Consider the following 23,589-nt stretch of genomic DNA (forward strand, 5'->3'; position numbering starts at 1 on the left):
ACAAAACAACGATTATAAGGAGGGTAAGCCGATGGATATCAACAAACTTAAACAAGAAGTTATAGAATACAGCAAAGAAATAGGTATTGATAAAATTGGCTTTGCCTCCACAGATGTCTTTTCTGAATTAAAGGAGAGATTGAAAAGGCAGCAAGAGCTAGGTTATCAGTCAGGGTTTGAAAAAGGAAGCGTGGACGAACGAACAGAACCAACCCGTTTGTTACCTGAAGCTCAATCCATTATTTCTATTGCACTTGCCTACCCTTCTCGAATGAAGGACGCCCCCAAAAGTACAAAGGAAGAACGTAGAGGAATCTTTGCACGTGCTTCATGGGGGGTAGATTACCATGTTGTTATGCGTGACAGATTGGATAGGCTTGCTGCTTTTCTTAAAGAAAAGGTGCCTGATGTAAGCAATAAGGTGATGGTAGATACCGGTGAACTGTCCGATCGTGCTGTTGCTGAACGAGCAGGCATTGGATTTAGTGGAAAAAATACTGCAATTATCACACCTGAATTTGGCTCCTTTGTCTATTTAGGAGAGTTGATCACAAATATTCCTTTTCTCCCTGATAGTCCTGTGGAGGATAGCTGTGGTGAATGCACAAAATGTTTGGATGCTTGTCCAACAGGGGCTTTAGTGCAAGGAGGGCAGCTAAATGCACAGCGTTGTATTGCATTTCTCACTCAAACCAAAGACTTTTTGCCTGATGAGTTTCGTACAAAAATTGGGAATAGAGTTTATGGCTGTGACACATGTCAGGTAGTCTGCCCCAAAAACAAAAAAGTAGATTTTCACCATCATCCTGAATTTGAACCAGACCATGAAATAGCTAAGCCAAAACTTAAGCCGATGTTACGTATATCCAACCGCGAATTCAAAGAGACATTTGGCTCCATTGCTGGTTCTTGGCGAGGCAAGAAGCCACTGCAAAGAAATGCATTAATTGCATTGGGGCATTATAAAGACATAACAGCAGTGGAAGAACTAATTGAAGTAATGAAAACAGATCCGCGACCGGTAATACGCGGAACTGCTGCATGGTCCCTTGGTAAAATTGGAACGGAAAGAGCCTATACCGCAATTAATGATGCAATGAATAAAGAAACAGATGAGCGAGTTATTTATGAAATGAAAAAGGGCCTTGCTTTTGAAAAAGAAGCCAGCAGGAATTAATTAGGTGGGAGAGACTAATTATGAATAAAATTACATTGTATTATGACGAAATGGAGTCACCAATAGGGACATTGCTGTTACTTAGTGATGGAGAAGCAATAGTTCGAATAGAGTATGGGAGCCTTGCTGACTTAGAAAGAAGATTATCAACCTGGGCCAAAAAATTTATGGGAGATCCCTATTTTGTTCATCAACCTGAATTAATTGCTCCTGCCAAGGAGGAGTTGGAGGCTTACTTTAAACATCAGAAGCAGACGTTTACTATTCCTTTTAAATTTTATGGGACCAGCTTTCAACAAAAGGTTTGGCAAGCACTGTATGATCGTATTGAATACAAGGAGACCAAAACGTATAAAGAGATTGCAGAAATAATTGGTAACCCGAAAGCAGTAAGAGCGGTGGGAGGGGCAGTTAATAAGAATCCATTTTCGATTGTAGTTCCTTGTCATCGCGTAATTGGGGCGAACGGAAAGCTAGTTGGTTATAATGGCGGTCTGGATAAAAAGGAATATCTTCTTAAACATGAAGCAGCAAATTGAAATTAAGGCAATTTGACAAGCATCCTCTCCATATATATTTAATGGAGGGGATTTTTATGGAAAAAATTAAAAAGGAATGGCTGGATTATTTCTTATCTGAAAAACAAACAACTGGTTGGTGGCAAAAAAAACGCAGCTTATGTAAAGAAAGAGATGCTGAAATTATTCGTATTCATGGGGATGGTCGGTTATATAAAGAGTTCTTTTTTGATAATAATCGTGTATACCACTACCTTGTCCATTTGTCATACCTCATTAAACAAGATGATTTTTTTTATCTGGAGGAGGAAATAACCCCGTATGAATTCCGTTATCATGATGGAGAGATAACTAATCATTATCCAATTCATTATGAACAACCTGAGAACCCTAGTATATTGCCTGAAGAGATACGTGGAGATGAGGTTTCTTTAGAAAGATTTACTTATGATCGTAACCAAGCTGTCCGCTATGCAGAGAGATGGTGGAATAGTTATAATCCTGCATATAAAAAATTTGATGTGGATTGCACCAATTATGTTTCTCAGTGCTTATATGCTGGGGGTGCACCAATGAGGGGGGCGCCTTCAAGAGAAACGGGATGGTGGTACCAAAACGATAATTGGAGCTTTAGCTGGGCAGTGGCTCATTCATTACGATGGTATTTAAGTGGTTCTACTCAAGGGCTTCAAGGCACGGAAGTAGATGATGCCTCTGAACTGCTCCCAGGTGATATCATTTGCTATGATTTTCAAGGTGATGGAAGGTGGGATCACAACACGATTGTTGTAACGAAGGATGCGTATGGAATGCCATTGGTGAACGCCCATACAAATAATAGCCGGAACCGTTACTGGTCTTATGAGGATTCCGCAGCATGGACACCTGATATTAAGTATAAATTTTTCCGCATTGGTGACAAGTAAGTGATATACTAAGACAGTACTAACAATGTAAGGAGATTAGAAAAGTGAGTTTACATGTCGTTCTATTTCAACCGGAAATACCCGCAAACACGGGAAATATTGCCAGAACTTGTTTAGCAACAGATACTACGCTTCATTTAGTCCATCCACTAGGATTTTCAACAGATGATAAAATGCTTCGTCGAGCTGGGTTGGATTATTGGAAGAATGTGGATATAGTGGAGCATAAGAACATAACGGAGCTTTACAACACATACCCTGAAGGGAAATATTATTATATAGAAAATTTTGGCACCAAGCATTATACAGACTATGACTTTTCCAACAAAGAGGAAGACTTGTTTTTCGTCTTCGGCAGGGAGACAGATGGTATCCCTCTTCAATTATTAGAGGGAAAAGAAGAGCAATGTCTCCGTATCCATATGAATGATAAAGTACGGTCTTTAAATTTATCAAATACAGCTGCAATTATTATATATGAAGTACTGCGCCAACAGGGTTTCCCAGATTTGATTTAATAAAAGTGACTCTACAGCAAATGTTATAATATTGGTAGAGAAACTCCTATTTTGAGTGCTAGATCAAATAGACTATTGCGCCATATGAAAAGCCGTGATGTACTATTACATCACGGCTTTTAGAATTAGATAATCATTATTGGTTTTTCTTTGGGACTGCCGGCTTTGCTTCATAGCCGGAAGTGAAGGTTGAGATAATAAAAGTTAAAGCTACTCCCATCAGTAATGCCAATTTCATGTAAAACTCCTCCTTTGTATGTAAAAGAACGATTAGGTGTAATTATGTCCTTATTATACCTAAATATTCGCTTTATGTGAACCACAGAAATCCATTATTTTTTCTTACAGGATGTTTGAAAAAACTTACAATAAAAATACTGGTAACATTATATTGTTTAAGGTAATAAAATAGGGTATATTAGTTGATGAAGTCATTCGTCAGTTCTATAATGTAGATGGATGTGAATAACCGTTACATAACGGATAACGCTAACTTCTAATGGGGGTATAAAAACGTGGCACAGAATGTAGAATCTAATGAAAGATTCTGGGCAGAATTTCATGGTCCTAACATGGGGTATGTTGAGGAACAATATGAGCTATACAAAGAGGACCCGAATCTTGTCGATCAATCTATTAAGCAAATGTTCGATCGGCATGGTGCTCCTGAATGGTTAACTAAACCTAGTAGCAGTGTGCAAGGAGAACCACAAGGAACCTCAATCAAGGATATAAAGAAGCTTACCTCAGCAATGAAACTTGTTGAGGCTATTCGTCGTTTTGGTCATCTAGAGGCGGATATTTATCCAGTTGGTCCTCAGGAAGAAAGAAAATCACCCTTAGTTGAACCGCAATCATACGGCTTAAGTGAGGATGATTTGACAAACATGCCAGCAGCTTGGTTATGGGAGAAAGCGCCAAGTAATGTTAAGAATGGCCTGGATGTTATTAAAGAATTGAAGAAGTATTATTCAGGAACAATTACTTTTGAATATGACCACATGAATAATGATGAGGAGCGCAAGTGGCTTCTTGATTTGATTGAAGCAGGGCATGCTCGTCTTGATCTATCAGATGAGGAGAAGAAGCAACTACTCGAACGACTTGCACATGTGGAAGGATTTGAAAGCTTCCTACAAAAAACATTTGTTGGTCAAAAGCGCTTTTCAATTGAGGGATTGGAATCTATGGTTCCGATGCTTGATCAGATTGTGAAATATGCTACGGAAGATAAAATTGAAAATATAATGATGGGAATGGCGCATCGCGGGCGTTTATCTGTACTCGCCCATGTCTTGGGAAAACCTTATGATAAAATTTTTTCCGAGTTTCACCATTCCCCTGATAAAGAGTTAATTCCTTCTGAAGGTTCTATGGGAATCAATTACGGTTGGACTGGAGATGTTAAATATCACTTCGGGGCAACTAGAGATGTTAAAGAAGGCGATGAGACGACAACACGTATAACACTTGCCCATAACCCTTCTCACCTTGAGTTTGTGAACCCTGTAGTGGAAGGCTTTGCGCGTGCTGCACAGGATGATCGATCTCAAAAGGGATACCCTAAAAGGGATTTGAATAAGGCATTTAGTGTACTTATCCATGGCGATGCTGCTTTTATTGGAGAAGGTGTTGTAGCAGAGACCTTGAATTTGAGTGGATTACCTGGGTACTCAACAGGAGGTACGCTCCATATCATTGCAAACAACTTAGTAGGTTATACGACAAATCAAACAGATGGTCGTTCAACCAGATATGCAAGTGATTTAGCTAAAGGATTTGAAATACCAATCATCCATGTTAATGCAGATGATCCAATTGCTTGTATTTCAGCAATAAAAATTGCCTACGATTATCGTCAAAAGTTCAACAAAGACTTCTTGATTGATTTAGTAGGTTATCGCCGTTATGGTCATAATGAAATGGATGAACCACGAACTACACAACCAGCGCTTTATCAGAAGATTGATAAGCACCCAACTGTAGCAAATGTTTTTGCTGGAGTTTTAAGAGACAAAGGTGTTGTCGGGGAAGATACTTTCAAAAAAGTCCAAGAAGATGTGGAAGACCACCTACGGGGAATTTATGATAGTATGAAAGAAAATGAAGCGGGTGCAGTAGAAGTTCCAAACATGCCAAAAGTATTAGCAAATGGTTTAGATGGATTTGAGACATCCGTAGATCTAGATACATTAAAAGCCCTAAATGAGGGATTATTGAAAAGACCTGAAGGCTTTAACGGCTTTAAAAAAATTGGAAAAGATTTTAACTCGTCGTAAAAACGTCTTGGAGGAAGGCAATAAAGCAGACTGGGGAGCTGGAGAGGCGTTAACTTATGCTTCCATTCTTCAGGATGGTATTCCGATTCGTTTGACTGGTCAAGACTCAGAGCGAGGAACTTTTGCTCATCGCCATCTTGTACTTCATGATGTGGAAACAAATGAAAAATATTGTCCAATGCATGGTCTTGAACAAGCAAAAGCATCATTCGATATTCGAAACAGTCCTTTATCCGAAGCCGGTGTACTTGGCTTTGAATATGGCTATAGTGTGGAATCACCAAACACTCTAGTAATCTGGGAAGCGCAATTCGGAGATTTTGCCAATGCAGGTCAGGTAATTTTTGATCAGTTTATTTCGGCTTCTCGTGCCAAATGGGGCGAAAAATCAAACATGGTTATGTTGCTTCCACATGGATATGAAGGGCAAGGACCTGAACATTCAAGTGCTCGCTTGGAAAGATTCCTGCAAATGGCAGCAGAAAATAACTGGATTGTAGCAAATGTAACTTCTTCTGCTCAATTCTTCCATTTGATCCGTAGACAGGCAGCAATGCGAGGAAGAGAAGAAGCTAGACCTTTAATATTGATGACACCAAAAAGTTTATTGCGTAACCAGCGTGTAGCATCTGCGGCAGAAGAATTCACAAATGGCAAATTCCAGCCATTGCGATCTCAGCCAAATTTGAAGGTAAGTAAGAAGAATGCCAAAAGATTATTAATTGGTAGTGGGAAAGTGATGGTCGATATTGAAGATGCTATTGCTAATTCTGAAGAAAAGTTCGATTGGTTACGTGTGTTGCGACTTGAACAAATTTACCCATTCCCTAAAAAGGAACTAGAAAAAGAGATAAAAGAACTGCCTAATCTGGAAGAAATAGTTTGGGTACAGGAAGAACCAAAAAATATGGGGAGCTGGGATTTTGTAGATGATTATTTAAGAGATCTTTTACAAGAAAACCAGTCATTACGTTACATTGGACGACCGGATCGTTCATCACCTGCTGTAGGTGTGCCAAATGTGCATAAAACAGAGCAAAATCAGATTGTACAACAAGCAATTAACCCGTCTAAAGGAGGAGATTCCAGTGAAAGAAATTAAAATACCAGAGCTAGCCGAATCCATTACTGAAGGTACTATTGCAGAGTGGTTAGTCAAAGAAGGCGACAAAGTAGAAAAAGGTGATCCAGTAGTTGAATTGGAAACAGACAAGGTTAATGTCGAAGTGAACTCCGACTATGCGGGTGTCATCACTGAAATTGTTCAAGGTGAGGGTGAAGACGTTGAAGTGGGAGATATTATTGCCAAGCTAGATGAAAATGGGGAAGCTGGCGCTGATTCTTCCAGCAATGAAGACTCAAAGGAAGAAAAGCAAGAAGAACAAAAGGAAGAACCAAAAGAAGATAAGAAAAAAGAAGAAAAAGAAGAGAAAAAAGAAGAATCTAAAGTTGAGAACACAGAAGAAGCATCTAAGAAGGATCAGAATGACGACAAAAAAGGCGATGTAATTGCATCACCTGCAGCGAGAAAACGCGCCAGAGAACTTGGAATTGATTTAAGTACAGTCAGTTCACGTGATCCACTAGGAAGGATTCGTCCAGAAGATGTAGATGCTGCAGCAAAAGGTACATCAGAGAAGAAAGAATCGAAGCCAGCTAAGAAAGAAGCACCAAAAACAGCAGAAAAAACAGAATTTGATAAGCCAGTAGAACGTGTGAAAATGTCACGTCGTCGTCAGACAATTGCAAAGCGTCTTGTTGAAGTACAACATGAAGCAGCTATGCTTACTACATTTAACGAAGTTGACTTAACTAATGTAATGAAGCTTCGTAGTGAGAGAAAAGAAAAATTCATTGACAAGCATGGGGTAAAGCTTGGTTTTATGTCCTTCTTTACCAAAGCTGTTGTGGGCGCATTAAAAGAATTCCCATTATTAAATGCGGAAATTCAAGGTAACGAGCTTGTTCTGAAAAAATTCTATGATATTGGTATTGCGGTATCTACCGATGATGGACTAGTAGTTCCAGTAGTACGTGATGCAGATCGTCTTGATTTTGCAGGCGTAGAACGTGAAATTGGAAATCTCGGTAAAAAAGCACGTGATAAGAAATTAGCTATGGAAGACCTACAAGGTGGTTCATTCACAATTACTAATGGTGGTACATTTGGATCCATGCTATCTACCCCAATCCTGAACGCACCACAGGTTGGTATTTTAGGAATGCACAATATTCAAAAGCGTGCCATGGTGATGCCGGATGATACTATCGAAGTACGTCCGATGATGTATTTAGCTCTTTCTTATGACCATCGAATCGTTGATGGCAAGGAAGCAGTACAGTTCCTAGTCAGAGTGAAGCAATTACTTGAAGACCCATATGATCTTCTATTAGAAGGCTAATATATAATATGCAAAGCAACCGGAATCTGCCTGTAAAAGCAGATACCGGTTGCTTTTTTTGTTCTAATATATATGTTGGAGTTATTCAATGATTCGGAAATAGATAAACTGCGACGTAACTTGTGGAGAATGGAGTAATTCATTTTACAGAGGAAGCACCCATTGATTTGCGTTTCAGGCGGACGCTTTCCGCCGGCATGGCCTCAGCCGCTTCCTCCGCTACGCTCCGTCCAGGGTCTTCGCCTCATGCTATTCCGGCAGGAGTCGCCGCCCTCCACTCCAATCAATTTGTACATAGCACATTCTGGGTGTAGGCAGACGCAATTTTTCTTCCTAGGTATAATAGTAAATAGTAGCGAAGGAAAAATACGGAGACTCCTGGGGGAGATAAGGCATCGGTGAGACCCCGGAATGCGTAGCATGAGGAGGCTCATCAGCCGCCCCCGGAAAGCGCAGTATTTTTCCGTAGCGATGTTATTTTAGCTATTTTATATTAATTGGGAAATAAGTTTTCTCTACTGCGCAGTTCTCTCCAACTATGAATGAACAAAATACGGTTATACCTCAACCTTTGCAGTAGAACTCTTTTTCTAAAACTACAATATCTGTTGGTTTAAGCAATTCCTAGATATAATAAAAGAATAATTAGCTATAATTTTAAAAAGTCAATCGGAAGGCCCCTGAAAAAAGTACTGTATTTGTAGACTTGTTAGGTGTATGTAAACAAATAAAATTTCAATCGAATTTCTATGTTAAAAAGGCGCAAAGTAGGGAATTGATAAGATGTTAAAGAAATTTACAGAAAAAACTTTCACTTGAAAGACGTCTGACAACTTGCTACAATTGTCATAGAAAGTAGAAATGAAAACATTTACAAAAAATAAGGGAGGCTAATTCCGTGGCAATTCTTCTTGGAATAGTAGCAATTATCGTAGTCCTCGGGCTAGCATTTCTAATGTCTAATGACAAAAGGAATATTAATTATAAAGGCATCGGAATAATGTTAGTTTTACAATTGTTAACAACATGGTTCATGTTTACTACCGAGATTGGTCAGTTTATTATTAATAAAATCTCTGCAGGTTTTAATAAATTAATTGAATTTGGAACAGAAGGGGTTAATTTTGTTGTTGGAGGATTTGTTGTTGAAGAAGGAGGCGTTTTCTTTTTTAACGTCTTACTACTTATTATTTTCTTCGCGACAATTCTATCTGTGCTAACTTATTTGAAAATCCTTCCTCCAGTTATTAAGTATCTGGGTGGTTTAATTTCAAAAATTACTGGACTTCCTAAGGTTGAATCATTTAATGCTGTTAACAGTATATTTTTTGGTCAATCAGAAGCACTAATTGCAATACGTACACAGTTCCATCATTTAAATGATAACCGTCTTTATATTGTAAGTGCTTCCGCGATGGGATCTGTATCTGCTTCCATTGTTGGAGCGTATTTGCAAATGCTACCTCCGGAGTATGTTTTGGTAGCACTACCATTAAATATGTTTAGTGCTTTAATGGTTGCATCCATTATTGCTCCCGTTCGAGTACCAAAAGAAAAAGATGTTGTTGATATCAAAGATGTTACAAATGATAAAAGTATATTTGAAGCAATGGGGAACGGTGCATTAGAAGGTGGTAAAATTGCCTTAATCGTTGCTGCCATGCTAATAGCCTTTATTGCCTCCCTGGAACTCGTGAACTGGTTAATTCAATTGGTATTCGCTGGTATAACATTACAGGAAATACTAGGTTATATTTTATCACCAATTGGAATTCTAATGGGTATCTCTCCGGGTGAAGTGGTACAAGCAGGCTCGGTAATGGGAACAAAAATTGTTACAAATGAATTTGTGGCTATGCTTGACTTCCAACCTATGATTGCAGATATGTCAGAAAAAACAGTAGGGATTGTATCTGTATTCCTTACAAGTTTCGCAAACTTCTCTTCAATTGGTATTATTGCTGGAACAGTTAAAGGAATTGATAGTGAGAAAGCTGTCAGCGTATCCGGTTTCGGTCTTAAGTTATTAGTCGGTGCTACACTCGCATCCATACTATCCGCAACAATTGTTGGTCTATTTTTATAAATGATAAAGGCTGCCCTGATGGGTGGTCTTTTTTTAATAGTAAAATTAGTTAGCTAAATTTACTATTAAAGATAACAATGTTTAGATACTTCTATGAAAGGAAAGATAATTAGCAGAGAGGAGTGGCTATATAATGAATAATCAATTGAATTTATTTATAGATGGAGAATGGATAGAGACAAATGACAAATTGGAGGTATTGAATAAATATAGTGGAGAAACATATGCGGAGGTTTCTAAAGCAGGAGAAAAAGAAATAAATAAGGCAATAGAAGGAGCAGAACGAGCATTTAAGCAAGAAGACCTTCCACCTTATAAACGTTATGAAATACTTAAGAAAGTATCTGAGCTGTTGCAGGAAGAAAAAGAATCGTTCACAGATTCTATTATAAGTGAAGCTGGGAAGCCACGTAAGCAAGCAAGCACAGAAGTAGATCGAGCGATTCAAACATTTGAAGTCGCAGCGGAAGAAGCAAAACGAATCAGTGGCCAAGGAGTACCAGTAGAAGCTGCTCCAGGTTCAGAAAATCGTATGGCATTCACTATTCGAGTCCCAGTTGGTGTTGTAGGCGCAATTACGCCATTTAATTTTCCGCTTAATTTGGTTGCACATAAAATTGGCCCGGCATTAGCAGCAGGGAATTCGGTTGTTTTAAAGCCTGCGAGCACCACACCCGTTACATCATTAAAACTAGCTCAACTTTTTGCAAAAGCAGGGCTGCCAAAAGGGTATCTTCAGGTAGTTGTAGGATCTGGATCTGAGGTAGGTAAACAAATGCAGGAAGATAAACGAATTTCAACATACACTTTTACAGGAAGTGCTGAAATTGGATTGAAGCTGAAACAAAACACAGGACTTAACAAGTTAATTCTGGAACTCGGAAATAACTCACCAGTCATTGTAGATAAAGATGCAGACATTGACAAAGCGGCAGAGACACTTGCGGTAGCCGGTTTTGCTTATGCAGGCCAAACATGTATTACGCCACAACGGATCTATGTACACCAGGACGTGATAGAAGCATTTCAGGAAAAGCTACTTAATCAGATGGAAAATCTAAAAGTAGGAGATCCATTTGATGAGGAGACCGTTGTTGGGCCACTGATTTCAGAAGATGAAGCAAAACGTGTTGAAAACTGGGTGAATACTGCTGTTCAAGCAGGTGCGAAAATTTTAACAGGTGGAAAACGGGAAGGCGCTATGTATGAACCAACTGTATTATCTCAAGTAACTAAGGATATGGATGTAGTGAGTAAGGAGATATTTGGACCAGTTGTTTCGATAATACCTTATTCTAATCTGCAGACCTGCATTAATGAAGTAAATGAGTCGCCATATGGATTGCAAGGCGGTATTTTCACAGAGAATCTTGATACTGCATTTTATGCAGCACGGAATGTGGAAGTAGGAGGACTAATGATCAATGACTCTTCTCAATACCGTGTTGACCTTATGCCATATGGTGGTGTGAAGGATAGTGGTTGGGGAAAAGAAGGACCTAAATTCTCCATTGAAGAAATGACGGAAGAAAGATTAATTGTGTTAAATCTATAAAAAAGCGAGGTGTAGCCTCGCTTTTTTTAATTTATGATCAAAAATCATTAATAGGAATAGCTCCTTTATGTCTGGGAGAATACCTTATTAGTATAATGTTTTTGTATGTGAAACAACCGTGCTAATAAAGCGATCGCCCCACAACTTAAGCCGACAATGATCCCAACCCAGTATCCAAATGGCTCCAATGAGGTGTAGTTTGCCAAAACCCAGCCGACAGGCAGTCCTATAACCCAATAGGAAATCAGTGCTAATATTAGCGTCACATTCACATCTTTATATCCTCGTAATGCTCCTTGAATAGGCGCACCAAATGCGTCTGCTAATTGGAAGAAGATCGCATAATTAATGAAATGTTTTGTTAGCTCAATTACTTCTGGATTGGAATTATATAATTCAGCTACCCAATCTCTTGTTACATATAACACCGCCCCTGCAAATAAGGCAATGAAAAGGCCACCACTGATGCCTATATATCCATAAATTCTGGCATCCTTTAATCGTTGTCCCCCCAATTCAAAACCAATTGCGATGGTTAATGCCATACCAACACTTAATGGAATCATATAAAGTAAGGAAGCAAAATTAATAGCCGCCTGATGAGCAGCAATTGTATACGTACTATAAACACTCATTAATAATGTGACTGCTGAAAAAATACTCGTCTCGAAAAACATTGCCACTCCAATTGGAACACCAATTTTAAGCTGCTCTCCCCATGCTTGAATGGATGGCTTAATCCAGTTGGAAAACACATAGAATTTGCGAAAAGGCGCAACTCGATAAACGACTCCGACAGCAATAATACAAACAAGCCAGTATGTAATCGTTGTAGCAATTCCAGCCCCAATTCCACCAAAAGCAGGGACGCCAAACTTACCGAATATAAAAACATAATTAAATAGCAGATTCAACGGTAAAGAAATTAAGATAATAACCATGGACATTCTTGTTTGTCCAAGAGCATCTATAAAACAACGCAATGTATTAAATATGAAAAGTGGGATTAGACCAGAACCAAGGGCAATTAAATAATATTTTGCAATGTGACGGACTTTTGGTTCGAGATCCATAAGTTCAAGGACAGGATTTAATGCAAATGCTCCGACAATAAATACTACTATGGCCAATGCTCCGGATAAATAGATGCCTTGCTGTACCTTATTGGAAATCTCTTTATTGGACTGGGCTCCGGTTAAATGGGCAATGATGGGAGTGATCGCTAATAATATCCCATTAACCCCTGTGAAAATAGGCACCCATAGGCTGGAACCGATCGCAACACCAGCCAAATCCTCTGCACTTGCCCTTCCTGACATGACTGTGTCAAAAATATTCATCATATACATGCTAACCTGTGTAATCAGGATAGGAATCAATATAATGCTAAAAAGCTTTAACTTCTCTTTTAAACTTGAGGTAACATACATAATATACTTCCTTTTTCTTCGTTTTTCTAATAGGATATAAGAGAGAACAATAAGAACTATTATACCGTTTTATCCTGCAGTAGGAAAGAAAGGACGTACATGTATGAAAAATAAACGAATTCTCTTTACTGGTGGAGGGACTGCCGGTCACGTTATTGTTAATCTGGCACTTATTCCAAAGTATCAGGAACAAGGATGGGAAATTGATTATATAGGGTCATATGATGGTATTGAAAGGAAATTGATTGGGCAATTAGAAGGAGTAACCTATCATCCGATTTCTACGGGAAAGCTCAGACGTTATATTTCCAAGGAAAATATGAAAGATCCTTTTAAAGTTATAAAAGGTATTTTGCAGGCTGCCAGTTTCATTGGAAAAAGAAAACCAAGCGTTATCTTTTCTAAAGGCGGATTTGTTTCTGTCCCAGTAGTACTTGCAGCCAAGCTTCGTGGGGTACCGGTAATTATTCACGAGTCGGATTTCACACCTGGTCTCGCCAATAAAATAGCTATACCATTCGCGAAAAAAGTGCTGGCAACTTTCCCGGAAACGATGCAATACTTGCCGGAAAAAAAGGCAGAGTATGTAGGGGCAGTCATTCGTGAAGAGTTGTTCAAAGGTGATCGAGAGGCAGGTTTAAAATTTGCCGGCCTGACGAAAGAGAAGCCAGTCCTATTAATTATGGGGGGAAGCGGTGGTGCGAAAAAAATAAACGAAACAGTAAGAGCAGCACTACCTGAACTTCTGAATACCTTCCAGATTATTCACCTTTGTGGACAGGGGAAGGTTGATGCATCTGTAGAAGCAGAGGGGTATGCACAATTTGAATATATTAATGAAGAATTAAAAGATATATTTGCTGCGACAGATTATATTTTATCCCGGGCAGGTTCGAATGCCATCTTTGAATTCCTTGCACTAAGGATTCCCATGCTGCTTGTACCACTATCCAGACAAGCGAGTAGGGGAGACCAAATTATTAACGCCAAATCATTTGCAGAAAAACGTTATGCCCGGGTGGTGGAGGAAGAGAACCTAAATGAAGAAACCCTAATTAATGAAGTTAACCAGTTGAGAGAAATGGCCCCTGTAATGGTTGACCATATGAAAGAATTTAAAAGTGAAAAAGCACGGGATCGAGTGATGGAAATTATTGGTGAAGTGCAGAAATAAGAAATTTCTTTTATGGCAAAATAACAAGCACCATTACATGATAAATACTTTTAATGTATGGTGCTTTTTGCTGCTTAATTATTAGCTAGGCAGTAATGGAATCGCTACTGCCGAAAATAAACTAGCTCTAGGGTTATCCTATTTAAAAATTTCTCCATGTTTAATTATTTTTACCTTTACATTGAAATCTACTTCAATATCCGGATATATGGCACTCCATTTTGCCGCGGTCAGCGGCTTATCCCTTACTTGGGTTCTGTAAATCTTGCCAAAACCTATCGGGTCAACTTCAAGCTCCTTTGTTTGTGACAGCAACTGCTCGTAATCAGATACCAGTTTTTTTTCCATTTCTTCCTCCAATTTTTTTAACACCTTGGGGTCGCTAAGATCGAGCCGTTTGCTGATTTCTAATAAATCAGCTTCTACTTCCAGATTCACATCGAATTTTTTTTCATCTTTATTCGTCACTTTTATCTTAGGCTTCGTACGAAGTATATTTAATGTAGCATTAACCTTTTCTTCGTTAGCGGATTCTTCGTTAAGAAACTTATCCAAAGGTTGGCTAGGAACAGAAATCTCTACCCAACCTCCGCGCATGTCACCTACAAGAAAATTGAGATAATCCCGGTACTTTAAAGGAAGCTCCCCAACTAATTTATCTTCTTTGAATGCTGCAATACTGGTTATTTTCGGAATGCCTTCCACTACGTTAAATATGGGAAGCACCGGGTCAACGCCTACATTGTGATATTCGCTCAGAAACTTAACAAGAGGGACCTGTGGGAAAAGTCTATCTGTAGCACTACTTTCAACCACGCCATATAAGTATTGCCCAATATTCATAGAAATTCCACTTTGCTGAACGGAAAAAACCTCCTCGGCTGTTGTTTTACTTACTGCTAAATACATGGTATCAGGTGTGTTGGGATCACGGGCAAGAGTATTCAAATAAGGCATAATCCCTTTCTCGGCTGCCTCCATTCCATACAGTTCAAATTGAATCTTACCTGAATCAAGCGTGAAATTTGTTTCCATATTCGCATTATCAATCGCCCCCTTTGTGGTACTGCCTGTCCCATTTACTAATTTAGTTATATCGGTCGCCTCAGCCTCAAATTGAAATAAAATTAAAGAAGTTTGGATGTCTCCGTTATCTGTAAGATCAATACCACGAGCATTAATAATCCCCATCTTTTCCAGCTGGTAGCTCTTCAAGCAGCCAGTAAGTATGGTGCATGTGCTGACAAATAGAAGTATAACCATCATTTGTTTCCGTCTCATGGTTTAGCAACTCCTTTTCCTTTCTTCGTTCTTTTCTTCAAGAGGACAAGAGGTAATAAAATATACGGATAAACATAAACGAGCCACAAGCCAAAATTGCTCACAATGTCTGTCATTTTTAAAATGACATAATCGTATTTTATAAAGCTTACTGTTACGATTGTAATCACAGCCACGATATATAACGTGGTTTTTTGCGGGATGCGATAGAGCCGCTTCATTCCATAAGTGATGCCCCACATAACAAGGATGTTATTAGGAAGTACAATCATCAACCATTCCATAACCACCAAATAGTCGACCCGTTCAACAAAGCTAAATGAGACACTTTTGAAAAAACTCAATACCGAGAATTCAATATCACCTAACCCTTGCAAGCCAAAATAACCAATGCTGATGATAGTGGTAAGTAAAAGGATAAGAACCGAATAACCAATACCAAGAAAAACAGGCAATTTGATTTTTTCTTTGTTTTGGATAAACGGGTAAATAAGAAATAGTATTTCAAATCCACCTAGTGTAAATATACTTCCTTTTGCTCCCTGTAACAGGTCTGGTAGGGGGGTAACAAACATGGGAAGGAATTGTGTCCAATCCATTCTGCTTATTGGGTCATAAAGCAGCAATAAGATCCATTGGGTAAAGATAAAAAATAAAAAGCAAACACCGACAATAATGCGCACTCCCCCAAGCACAGCATAAACAATCAGTAACATGATAAGGATGGCGGGTAAATATGTTGCCAGAGTGGGATGCAAAAATATTTGTATTACCTCAATGTAAGTAACAAGTACAGTGATTAACGCAAACCCGAAATAGAGGACATAAAGGCTGCCAAGGAGTTTACCAATCCACTTTCCGAAAACATCTACCTGGATACCAAAAATATCTGCATTCTCATATTGTTTGAGGATAAAAATCATAACGGATACAGTAAGAAGAATGTATACACCACCAATTAGAATTGAGATCCAGGAGTCCTGCTTGGCGAAATGAAATATATGGGAAGGTGCCCCCATGATGCCAACCCCAAGCTGCATTGTCGTGATTATAAAGAACAAATAAAAGGCCCGTATTTTAATATAGGATGGCACCGTATTGTTTATATCCATCTGATCACCTACTCATCAATATCTCTTTTTTTAGCAGCATCTTTTTTATAAAACCGGAAAAGCTCCTTTGGTCTGTACATGCTTGCACGTTTTGTCTGATATTTTAGTGGTGTACGATAAAACACCTTATTTAAATCCTTGTAGCGAAAAGGATATAAAGGCGCAAGATACGGGCGTCCAAGCGAGGTCAAACGCAGTAAATAGATAATTAGAAAAGAGAGCCCCCATACAATGCCTAACAGTCCAAATAGTCCACCGAGTATGACGAGTGGGAAACGGATAATTCGTAATGTCGTACCAAGCAGATAGTTTGGAGAAGTAAAGGAGGCAAGAGCACTCATAGCAACAATGATAATCAGAATACTACTTGTCAATCCTGCTTCCACTGCAGCCTGGCCAATAACGATACCGCCAACGATCCCCATTGTTTGTCCTACTTTGGTAGGTAGTCTTGCACCTGCTTCACGCAATAGCTCAATTAAAAATTCCAGCAATAATGCCTCCAATATGGGAGGAAAAGGAACCTGTGCACGTGATTGACCAATAGATATTAGTAGCTGTGTCGGTATGATACTATATTGGTAAGTGGTTATTGCTACATAAATTGGTGTAATAACAATAGATAGAAACAATGCAATAAAGCGTACTGCCCTTAGAAAGGTTCCAGCATACCAATTCATATAAATATCTTCGGTGGATTCAATAAAACTAAATAAACTGGAGGGAGCAATTACACCCATTGGGCTATTCTCTACCATGAGACCGAGCTTTCCTTTTGTGATGGCATAAGTGAACCTGTCTGGAAGCTCTGTGGACAAAAACTGTGGAAAAATATGTAATTGTGAATCTGCGAGGTATTGCTTCAACACAGAACTGTCCTCAATTTCATCGACATCCAATTCCTTGAGTCGCTGACGCATTGTTTGTACATCCTCATCGTTCGCAACCGATTTCATAAACACCAATCTCACTTGTCTTGGGTTAACCTTGCCGATGGTGAATTCCTCCAGCACAAGATCAGTTGATTTTATTCTCCACCTTACAATATTCATATTTGTCGTTAACGATTCCGTAAAAGCCACTTTTGGACCAAGTACTAGCGATTCTGTTTCAGCTTGTGCAAGGGAACGCTTTTCTTTATTTAAAAGTAAATAGGAAACTACTTCACTTTCTCCTTCAATATAAATAAAAACTTCCCCAATTAATATCCTTTCCAGAATCTTATCAAGGGAATCAATGGTTGTACCTGAATTCAAAGGAATTGTATTTAGTAGTAGAGGGTTTGTCCATTCCACTTCCTTGTTTAATAAGGTACTCAAAATTGACTTTTCTACTTTCTCTGTATCTACCTGATAGCCAATATAGAAAACGGCAATTTTTTTGCCCATATGCTCATACTTGGAAAAGGAAAGATCAGGATTATCTTTAAATTTACTTTGCATGATTTCTTCAAGTTGTTCAATTTCGGTTGGAAAGATTTGTTTTTTCCATTGCTTTCTCTTCCGCATAGGGCAGGGCACCTCCTACATTTTCCTGTTATGGCATAGTATGTGAAGCGAAAGAAAAAATTATGTAAGATAGTTTGCTCGTTTTATAAAAAAGACAAAAAGAAACAGAAAGTGGAGGAAAGGATTTACTTAAAAATAGCTGCTAAAGTCAGATTTAAAGGAGAGACTCCAAACATGGTGTTAAAAGAGTGCTAATGGGGATACAAAGACTGCTATGTTGGGGATGTTAGAGAGGGAAAAGGAAGGTTAAATAAAAAAGCACAGAAGAGCATCTGTGCTTTTGCATGTCATTTTAATCCTCTTTTGAAACTACATCCACTTTACCAGTGTGTGGATCAATAACCAAACCGTGAACCTTCACTTCTTTAGGAAGTAATGGATGGTTACGTATAATGGAGACACTTTGCATGACAGATTCTTCAACTGTATCAAAGCCATGGAACTCCTCATCTAGATTTATTCCACTATGTGTAATAGTCTCAAGTGTATTTTTATCAACCCCACGCGCTTCCATTTTTTCTGCTAGTGCTTTGGTGTCGACATGTGACATACCGCAGTCATGGTGGCCAATTACGGTTACTTCCTCGGCCTGCAATTGATAAACTGCAACAAGAATACTTTTCATAATACTGTCAAAAGGTTTGCGAATGATTGCTCCAGCATTTTTGAGCATCTTGACATCCCCGTTTTGAATGTTTAAGGCTCGTGGCAGAAGTTCGACTAAGCGAGATTCCATACATGTGAAAACAACCATTCGTTTGTTAGGGATACTATCCGTTTTATATGGTTCGTAGGATTTACCTTCCACAAAATGTTTATTGTATTCCAGCATTTCTTCCAAGTGCATATTTCCACTCCTTTAAAATAAGTTTCTCCTATTAAAATATAGCAGTTTTTTTAAGTTAGTGTACAGGAGAAAGTTAATTTCGACAAAATGTACTATTTTCTCTTAAGCCCAAAGACTCATTTTTGGAAAATTTGAACATAGATATTGTTTGTCCTAACTAAGTAAGGTATGATGAAAATATCAATTTGCTGAGGGGTGAGAGAATGGGAGAGTTTGTACGTAATTGTCGATTGTGCAAAGAACCAATGGAAAGCAGTCCATTTATGATGTGCCCAACTTGCCTGATAGAAGGAGATCGAGTCCGTAGTTTCATCAGGAAGCACCCACTTGTTTCTGTTGAAGAAATATCCATGTCAACAAATGTGGACATGGAAAAAGTTAAAAATATGGTTAAATTAGGATTAAACAACAAACATGAAAATAAAATACTCAAATAAATTAAAAAGCGAATTACTTCACGCAAAGAGTAGTTCGCTTTTGGTTTTTAATAATCTCTAAGTAACAATAAATTAAAAATTATTTGAAAAGTAGTTGACATTCAAATATCTAAATACTATAATTATTGAGAACAAAAAAACAGAAAGGAGGTCACAGACCATGGAAAACAACGTAATTTTTCAAACAAACAACTTCATACGCACTGTGACCTGCTTTGGACGGATTATGGAAAAAAATAGCTAACTATGGCTTATTGTTTCTATACTAAAAAGGTCACTATTTATTTGTGGCCTTTTTGTAGTTATAGGGTAGTTTTGGATTTTTCTGACCTATGAATGTATTGCATGTGTTGTCACAAACACATGCTTTTTTTATTTAGATCACATCTCATATGTGCGGGAATTTCCACAGCATAAAAGCTAAGCCCTGATTCGTTCATCGTTGCAGGAAACATATAAACAAATTGTCTAGTTGGAGCATAGACCCTTTGTAGCGAAAAAAGCTCCATCAATGAATTTTCACTGTGAAAATATAGAGAGATAGAGAAGGTGATAACATGTTTGCGGTTTTTAAAAAACTGGATTGGTTTTTTAAACATTATTGGAAAAGATATTTATTTGCAATCATTGCTCTAATTATTGCAAGCGCAATTGGCTTAATACCTCCAAAGTTGGCTGGTTATACAATTGATCACATTCAATTTGATACACTGACTTCCAAATTATTAATCGCGCTTATTCTGGGATATCTTATTTTGATCGTTGTTCATTATGCCATATCATTTTTATGGGATTATACCTTATTTGGAGGGGCGGTTATCCTTGAAAGGTGGACACGGAGCAAGTTAATGTCCCATTTCTTAGCCATGACTCCAACATTCTTTGGAAAATACCGTACCGGTGATCTAATGGCAAGGTCCACAAATGATCTAAAAGCAATTAGTCTTACAGCAGGGTTCGGAGTACTTACCCTTGTCGATTCCAGTATATTTATGTTAATGATCATAGCGATGATGGGTTTTACAATTAGTTGGAAACTAACATTGGCTGCACTGATTCCTTTGCCTGTAATGGCAATTGTAATGAATAAATATGGGGCAGCTATCCATTCAAGGTTCACCAAAGCACAGGAAGCTTTTGGCGAAATGAATAATGATGTTTTGGAATCAATCCGGGGTGTTCGGGTGATCCGTGCTTTTGTACAGGAGAAACAGGATGCCAAACGTTTTGAGAAAATGACTAATGATGTCTATGAAAAAAATATTGAAGTAGCAAAAATTGATGCATTATTTGAACCTACAATGAAAATTTTAGTCGGCCTATCCTATACGATAGGTCTTGGCTATGGGGCAATGCTTGTATTTGAAAACCAGATGACGCTTGGCGATTTAGTTACTTTTAACGTCTACCTCGGAATGCTGATCTGGCCAATGTTCGCTGTAGGAGAGCTAATCAATATCCTTCAACGAGGAAATGCATCTCTTGATAGGGTAAATGAGACACTGGATTACAAAGCAGATGTACGCGAAGCAAAGAATCCTCTTTACGTAAATCAAGTGGATACTATTGAGTTTAAAGATGTTTCCTTTGCGTACCCGTCCACATCAAGTGATCAGTTATCTCATATTTCTCTTCACGTAAAACAGGGACAGACAATTGGTGTAGTAGGAAAAACTGGCGCTGGTAAGACCACTTTATTTAAATTGTTACTCAGACAGTACCCTGGAGTGAAAGGGAAAATAAAAATCTCAGGTGTTGATTTACACCATTTAAGCTTGGATCAAATTCGCTCTTGGATCGGATATGTCCCTCAAGATCAGATTATGTTCTCGAAGTCCATCAGGGAAAACATTCAGTTCGGCAAAGGAGATGCAACAGACCAAGAAATTTTTCGTGTGATGGAGCTCGCACATTTTCTAAATGATATGAAGCAATTACCAAATGGACTTGATACACAGGTAGGAGAAAGTGGAGTTACCTTATCAGGAGGCCAAAAGCAGCGTGTCGCTTTGGCTCGTGCATTTATTAAGAATCCTGAGATTTTGATTTTAGATGATTCCCTATCCGCTGTGGACGGGAAAACGGAATCAAAAATTATTGATCACTTAAGACAGGAAAGAAAAAGCAAAACAACATTTATAGCAGCACATCGCTTGTCTGCTGTCACACATGCAGATCATATTATTGTACTGGAAGATGGCAAGATTGCTGAAGAAGGTACACACGAGCAATTGCTGAATAATAACGGCTGGTATAAAGAACAGTATATCCAACAACAATTGGAAGATGGGGAGGTGGAATAATGAGAAAACCATCAACAGAAAGAAGATTATTTGATTACGCACTACAATATAAAAAACAAATTTTTATTGGTTTAGCCTGCTTGATTGTAGCGGTAGCATTGGAACTTGCTGGTCCACTTATTGCCAAAAAAGTAATTGATGAACATATTGTTGGCGTAGAAGGTACCTGGCAGGAAGTTACCCATAAGGATGAGAATTCCATCGCGTTTGAAGGGGATTATTATAAACGGGAAGATCGTGTTCAAGCACAGGATAAAACAGTTGGTTCCCCTGTTTCCTTATTGCAAATAGGTACGTCCTATTACTTCGTGGATGCTGAAGTCCCTGCAAAAGGGAAGCGAACTGTAGAGAATGGTACGATTAAAATAACAGAAGGTGAAAAAGTAACGGAATTTAACGGTGAAAAACTCACTTTCTCTGAAGTATACCCATTTTTTGCGCCGGAGAAGAAGCCTATTATATTCTTGCTTAGTTTATATATTATATTGTTATTAATCGCAGGTTTTTTTCAATTTTTCAAAACCTACTTACTACAGAAATCATCCAATCAAATAGTTAAAAAAATGCGCAACGATCTATTTACCCAGACACAACGAATTCCTGTCACGTATTTTGTTGATCAACCTGCAGGCAAAATCGTTGCAAGAATTACAAATGATACGGAAGCAATACGGGATCTGTATGAGCGAGTGTTATCCATTGTTGTAACAAGCATTATATATATGGCTGGAATATTTGTTGCTCTATTTATTTTAGATGTGAAGCTGGCGATTATGTGCTTGTTGATCATTCCATTAATTATTGGTTGGATGAAGGTATATAAACACTATGGATCGAAGTACAATAAAGTAATTCGTTCGACGATTAGTGAAATCAATGCCAATATTAATGAAGCAATTCAAGGGATGCCAATTATTCAGGCATTCCGAAAAGAAAAGAAGACAAAGGAAGATTTTGAAGTATTGAATGAGCGACATTTTATCTACCAGCGTAAGCTTGTAAAATTAAGTGCCTTAACTTCTTATAACCTTGTTACTGTTTTTCGTAATCTGACTTTTGTAGGGTTTATTTGGTATTTCGGTTCGATGTCCTTAGATCCTGGAAGTCTTATTTCCATTGGTATGCTTTATGCGATTGTTGATTATCTGACACGGCTATTCGAACCAGTAACTGATATAGTAAATCAACTACCATTAATTGAACAGGCGAGGGTTGCTGGTGGACGTGTATTTGAATTACTTGATCAGGATGGGGAGGATGTAGATAATCGGTCAATTGAAAGGTATCGAGGGAAAATTGAGTTTGACCATGTCACTTTTTCGTATGATGGAAAAGAAGATGTTTTACATGATTTAATTTTTACAGTAAAAGCAGGGACGACAGCTGCTTTTGTCGGTCACACTGGTTCAGGAAAAAGTTCGATTATGAATCTGCTCTTCCGTTTTTATGATCCGCAAAAAGGGAAGATAACGATTGATGGATGTACCACACAGGAATGGTCGCGGCAGCAGGTAAGGAGCCATATGGGAATCGTATTACAGGATCCGTTTTTATTTACTGGTACCATCCTTACAAATATTACAATGAACGATCCTGAAATAACGGAAGAAATGGCGATACATGCGTTAAAAGCTGTAGGTGCTGATCGATTTATTGAAAAACTGCCTAATAAATATCATGAAAAAGTAACAGAAGGTGGCAGTACATTCTCCTTAGGTGAAAGACAATTGCTATCTTTTGCAAGAGCACTTGCATTTGATCCGGCAATTTTAATTCTTGATGAAGCTACTGCTAATATTGATACCGAAACAGAAGCAATTATTCAGCAAGCATTGGAGGTTCTAAAGAAAAATAGAACTACACTGGTAATCGCACATCGTCTATCTACGATTCAGCAAGCTGATACAATTTTTGTGCTTGATCGTGGTATAATAGCAGAACAAGGAAATCATCAAAAATTAATTAATGAAAAAGGTATTTATTATCAAATGTATCAAATGCAACAAGGCAGTATGAAACAGAAGGCAATCTAAGGT

Annotated in this window: 16 protein-coding genes and 1 pseudogene; 12 read left to right on the forward strand and 5 right to left on the reverse strand. The window is 38.3% G+C overall.

Annotated elements, in window-relative coordinates; genetic code table 11:
* Positions 1-31 precede the first annotated feature (31 nt).
* From queG to X953_RS04575, 8 genes and pseudogenes are all read left to right on the forward strand, one after another.
* Positions 32-1,177 carry a tRNA epoxyqueuosine(34) reductase QueG gene (gene queG, locus X953_RS04540; protein ID WP_040954541.1) on the forward strand — a complete coding sequence of 382 codons (1,146 nt, stop codon included), beginning with the start codon at positions 32-34 and terminating at the stop codon, positions 1,175-1,177.
* Positions 1,178-1,197: 20 nt separating this feature from the next.
* Entirely contained in the window at positions 1,198-1,716 is a 519-nt protein-coding gene (locus tag X953_RS04545; protein ID WP_040954542.1) for a methylated-DNA--[protein]-cysteine S-methyltransferase, read from the forward strand.
* Positions 1,717-1,772: 56 nt separating this feature from the next.
* Positions 1,773-2,621: an amidase domain-containing protein gene (locus X953_RS04550; RefSeq protein WP_040954543.1), complete on the forward strand. Its 849-nt coding sequence runs from the start codon at positions 1,773-1,775 to the stop codon at positions 2,619-2,621.
* A 44-nt stretch (positions 2,622-2,665) separates the two neighbouring features.
* The gene (trmL, locus tag X953_RS04555) at positions 2,666-3,139 is read left to right on the forward strand and encodes a tRNA (uridine(34)/cytosine(34)/5-carboxymethylaminomethyluridine(34)-2'-O)-methyltransferase TrmL (protein WP_040954544.1); all 474 of its coding nucleotides are present in this window, start codon (positions 2,666-2,668) and stop codon (positions 3,137-3,139) included.
* Between the two features lie 515 nt (positions 3,140-3,654).
* A pseudogene (locus X953_RS04560) lies at positions 3,655-6,520 on the forward strand (2-oxoglutarate dehydrogenase E1 component).
* Positions 6,507-7,820: a 2-oxoglutarate dehydrogenase complex dihydrolipoyllysine-residue succinyltransferase gene (gene odhB / locus X953_RS04565; RefSeq protein ID WP_040954545.1), complete on the forward strand. Its 1,314-nt coding sequence runs from the start codon at positions 6,507-6,509 to the stop codon at positions 7,818-7,820. The pseudogene X953_RS04560 and the gene odhB overlap by 14 nt, the downstream one beginning before the upstream one ends.
* 898 nt (positions 7,821-8,718) lie before the next feature.
* On the forward strand, positions 8,719-9,906 hold the full coding sequence (locus X953_RS04570) for a NupC/NupG family nucleoside CNT transporter (protein ID WP_040954546.1): 1,188 nt from the start codon (positions 8,719-8,721) through the stop codon (positions 9,904-9,906).
* Positions 9,907-10,039: 133 nt separating this feature from the next.
* Complete coding sequence (locus tag X953_RS04575; RefSeq protein WP_040954547.1) at positions 10,040-11,461, forward strand: aldehyde dehydrogenase family protein; 1,422 nt, start codon at positions 10,040-10,042, stop codon at positions 11,459-11,461.
* Positions 11,462-11,526: 65 nt separating this feature from the next.
* Here X953_RS04575 and X953_RS04580 read toward each other — a convergent pair whose 3' ends face one another.
* Positions 11,527-12,891 (reverse strand): MATE family efflux transporter, encoded by a 1,365-nt coding sequence (locus X953_RS04580; protein ID WP_040954548.1) that lies wholly within the window; start codon positions 12,889-12,891, stop codon positions 11,527-11,529.
* Between the two features lie 103 nt (positions 12,892-12,994).
* On the opposite strand from X953_RS04580, the gene X953_RS04585 reads away from it, so the two are divergent.
* Positions 12,995-14,065 (forward strand): undecaprenyldiphospho-muramoylpentapeptide beta-N-acetylglucosaminyltransferase, encoded by a 1,071-nt coding sequence (locus X953_RS04585; RefSeq protein WP_040954549.1) that lies wholly within the window; start codon positions 12,995-12,997, stop codon positions 14,063-14,065.
* A gap of 138 nt (positions 14,066-14,203) precedes the next feature.
* Here X953_RS04585 and X953_RS04590 read toward each other — a convergent pair whose 3' ends face one another.
* From X953_RS04590 to X953_RS04605, 4 genes are all read right to left on the reverse strand, one after another.
* Complete coding sequence (locus X953_RS04590) at positions 14,204-15,346, reverse strand: Ger(x)C family spore germination protein (protein ID WP_040954550.1); 1,143 nt, start codon at positions 15,344-15,346, stop codon at positions 14,204-14,206.
* On the reverse strand, positions 15,343-16,458 hold the full coding sequence (locus tag X953_RS04595; RefSeq protein ID WP_040954551.1) for a GerAB/ArcD/ProY family transporter: 1,116 nt from the start codon (positions 16,456-16,458) through the stop codon (positions 15,343-15,345). The genes X953_RS04590 and X953_RS04595 overlap by 4 nt, the downstream gene beginning before the upstream one ends.
* A gap of 8 nt (positions 16,459-16,466) precedes the next feature.
* Positions 16,467-17,966 carry a spore germination protein gene (locus tag X953_RS04600; RefSeq protein ID WP_040954552.1) on the reverse strand — a complete coding sequence of 500 codons (1,500 nt, stop codon included), beginning with the start codon at positions 17,964-17,966 and terminating at the stop codon, positions 16,467-16,469.
* A 292-nt stretch (positions 17,967-18,258) separates the two neighbouring features.
* Complete coding sequence (locus X953_RS04605) at positions 18,259-18,813, reverse strand: carbonic anhydrase (RefSeq protein WP_040954553.1); 555 nt, start codon at positions 18,811-18,813, stop codon at positions 18,259-18,261.
* Between the two features lie 203 nt (positions 18,814-19,016).
* On the opposite strand from X953_RS04605, the gene X953_RS04610 reads away from it, so the two are divergent.
* The 3 genes from X953_RS04610 (at position 19,017) to X953_RS04620 (ending at position 23,586) form a co-directional block, all read left to right on the forward strand.
* Positions 19,017-19,250 carry a hypothetical protein gene (locus X953_RS04610; RefSeq protein WP_040954554.1) on the forward strand — a complete coding sequence of 78 codons (234 nt, stop codon included), beginning with the start codon at positions 19,017-19,019 and terminating at the stop codon, positions 19,248-19,250.
* Between the two features lie 557 nt (positions 19,251-19,807).
* The gene (locus X953_RS04615) at positions 19,808-21,553 is read left to right on the forward strand and encodes an ABC transporter ATP-binding protein (RefSeq protein WP_040954555.1); all 1,746 of its coding nucleotides are present in this window, start codon (positions 19,808-19,810) and stop codon (positions 21,551-21,553) included.
* The gene (locus X953_RS04620) at positions 21,553-23,586 is read left to right on the forward strand and encodes an ABC transporter ATP-binding protein (RefSeq protein WP_040954556.1); all 2,034 of its coding nucleotides are present in this window, start codon (positions 21,553-21,555) and stop codon (positions 23,584-23,586) included. The genes X953_RS04615 and X953_RS04620 overlap by 1 nt, the downstream gene beginning before the upstream one ends.
* The last annotated feature ends 3 nt before the right edge of the window (positions 23,587-23,589 follow it).

The sequence above is a fragment of the Virgibacillus sp. SK37 genome (assembly GCF_000725285.1).
GTDB lineage: Bacteria > Bacillota > Bacilli > Bacillales > Amphibacillaceae > Virgibacillus_Q.

Excerpts from the sequence above, each read along its gene's own strand:
- queG (WP_040954541.1), top strand. The coding sequence starts at position 32 with ATGGATATCAACAAACTTAAACAAGAAGTTATAGAATACAGCAAAGAA.
- X953_RS04545 (WP_040954542.1), top strand. The coding sequence starts at position 1,198 with ATGAATAAAATTACATTGTATTATGACGAAATGGAGTCACCAATAGGG.
- X953_RS04550 (WP_040954543.1), top strand. The coding sequence starts at position 1,773 with ATGGAAAAAATTAAAAAGGAATGGCTGGATTATTTCTTATCTGAAAAA.
- X953_RS04575 (WP_040954547.1), top strand. The coding sequence starts at position 10,040 with ATGAATAATCAATTGAATTTATTTATAGATGGAGAATGGATAGAGACA.
- X953_RS04580 (WP_040954548.1), bottom strand. The coding sequence starts at position 12,891 with ATGTATGTTACCTCAAGTTTAAAAGAGAAGTTAAAGCTTTTTAGCATT.
- X953_RS04585 (WP_040954549.1), top strand. The coding sequence starts at position 12,995 with ATGAAAAATAAACGAATTCTCTTTACTGGTGGAGGGACTGCCGGTCAC.
- X953_RS04590 (WP_040954550.1), bottom strand. The coding sequence starts at position 15,346 with ATGAGACGGAAACAAATGATGGTTATACTTCTATTTGTCAGCACATGC.
- X953_RS04595 (WP_040954551.1), bottom strand. The coding sequence starts at position 16,458 with ATGGATATAAACAATACGGTGCCATCCTATATTAAAATACGGGCCTTT.
- X953_RS04600 (WP_040954552.1), bottom strand. The coding sequence starts at position 17,966 with ATGCGGAAGAGAAAGCAATGGAAAAAACAAATCTTTCCAACCGAAATT.
- X953_RS04605 (WP_040954553.1), bottom strand. The coding sequence starts at position 18,813 with ATGCACTTGGAAGAAATGCTGGAATACAATAAACATTTTGTGGAAGGT.
- X953_RS04610 (WP_040954554.1), top strand. The coding sequence starts at position 19,017 with ATGGGAGAGTTTGTACGTAATTGTCGATTGTGCAAAGAACCAATGGAA.
- X953_RS04615 (WP_040954555.1), top strand. The coding sequence starts at position 19,808 with ATGTTTGCGGTTTTTAAAAAACTGGATTGGTTTTTTAAACATTATTGG.
- X953_RS04620 (WP_040954556.1), top strand. The coding sequence starts at position 21,553 with ATGAGAAAACCATCAACAGAAAGAAGATTATTTGATTACGCACTACAA.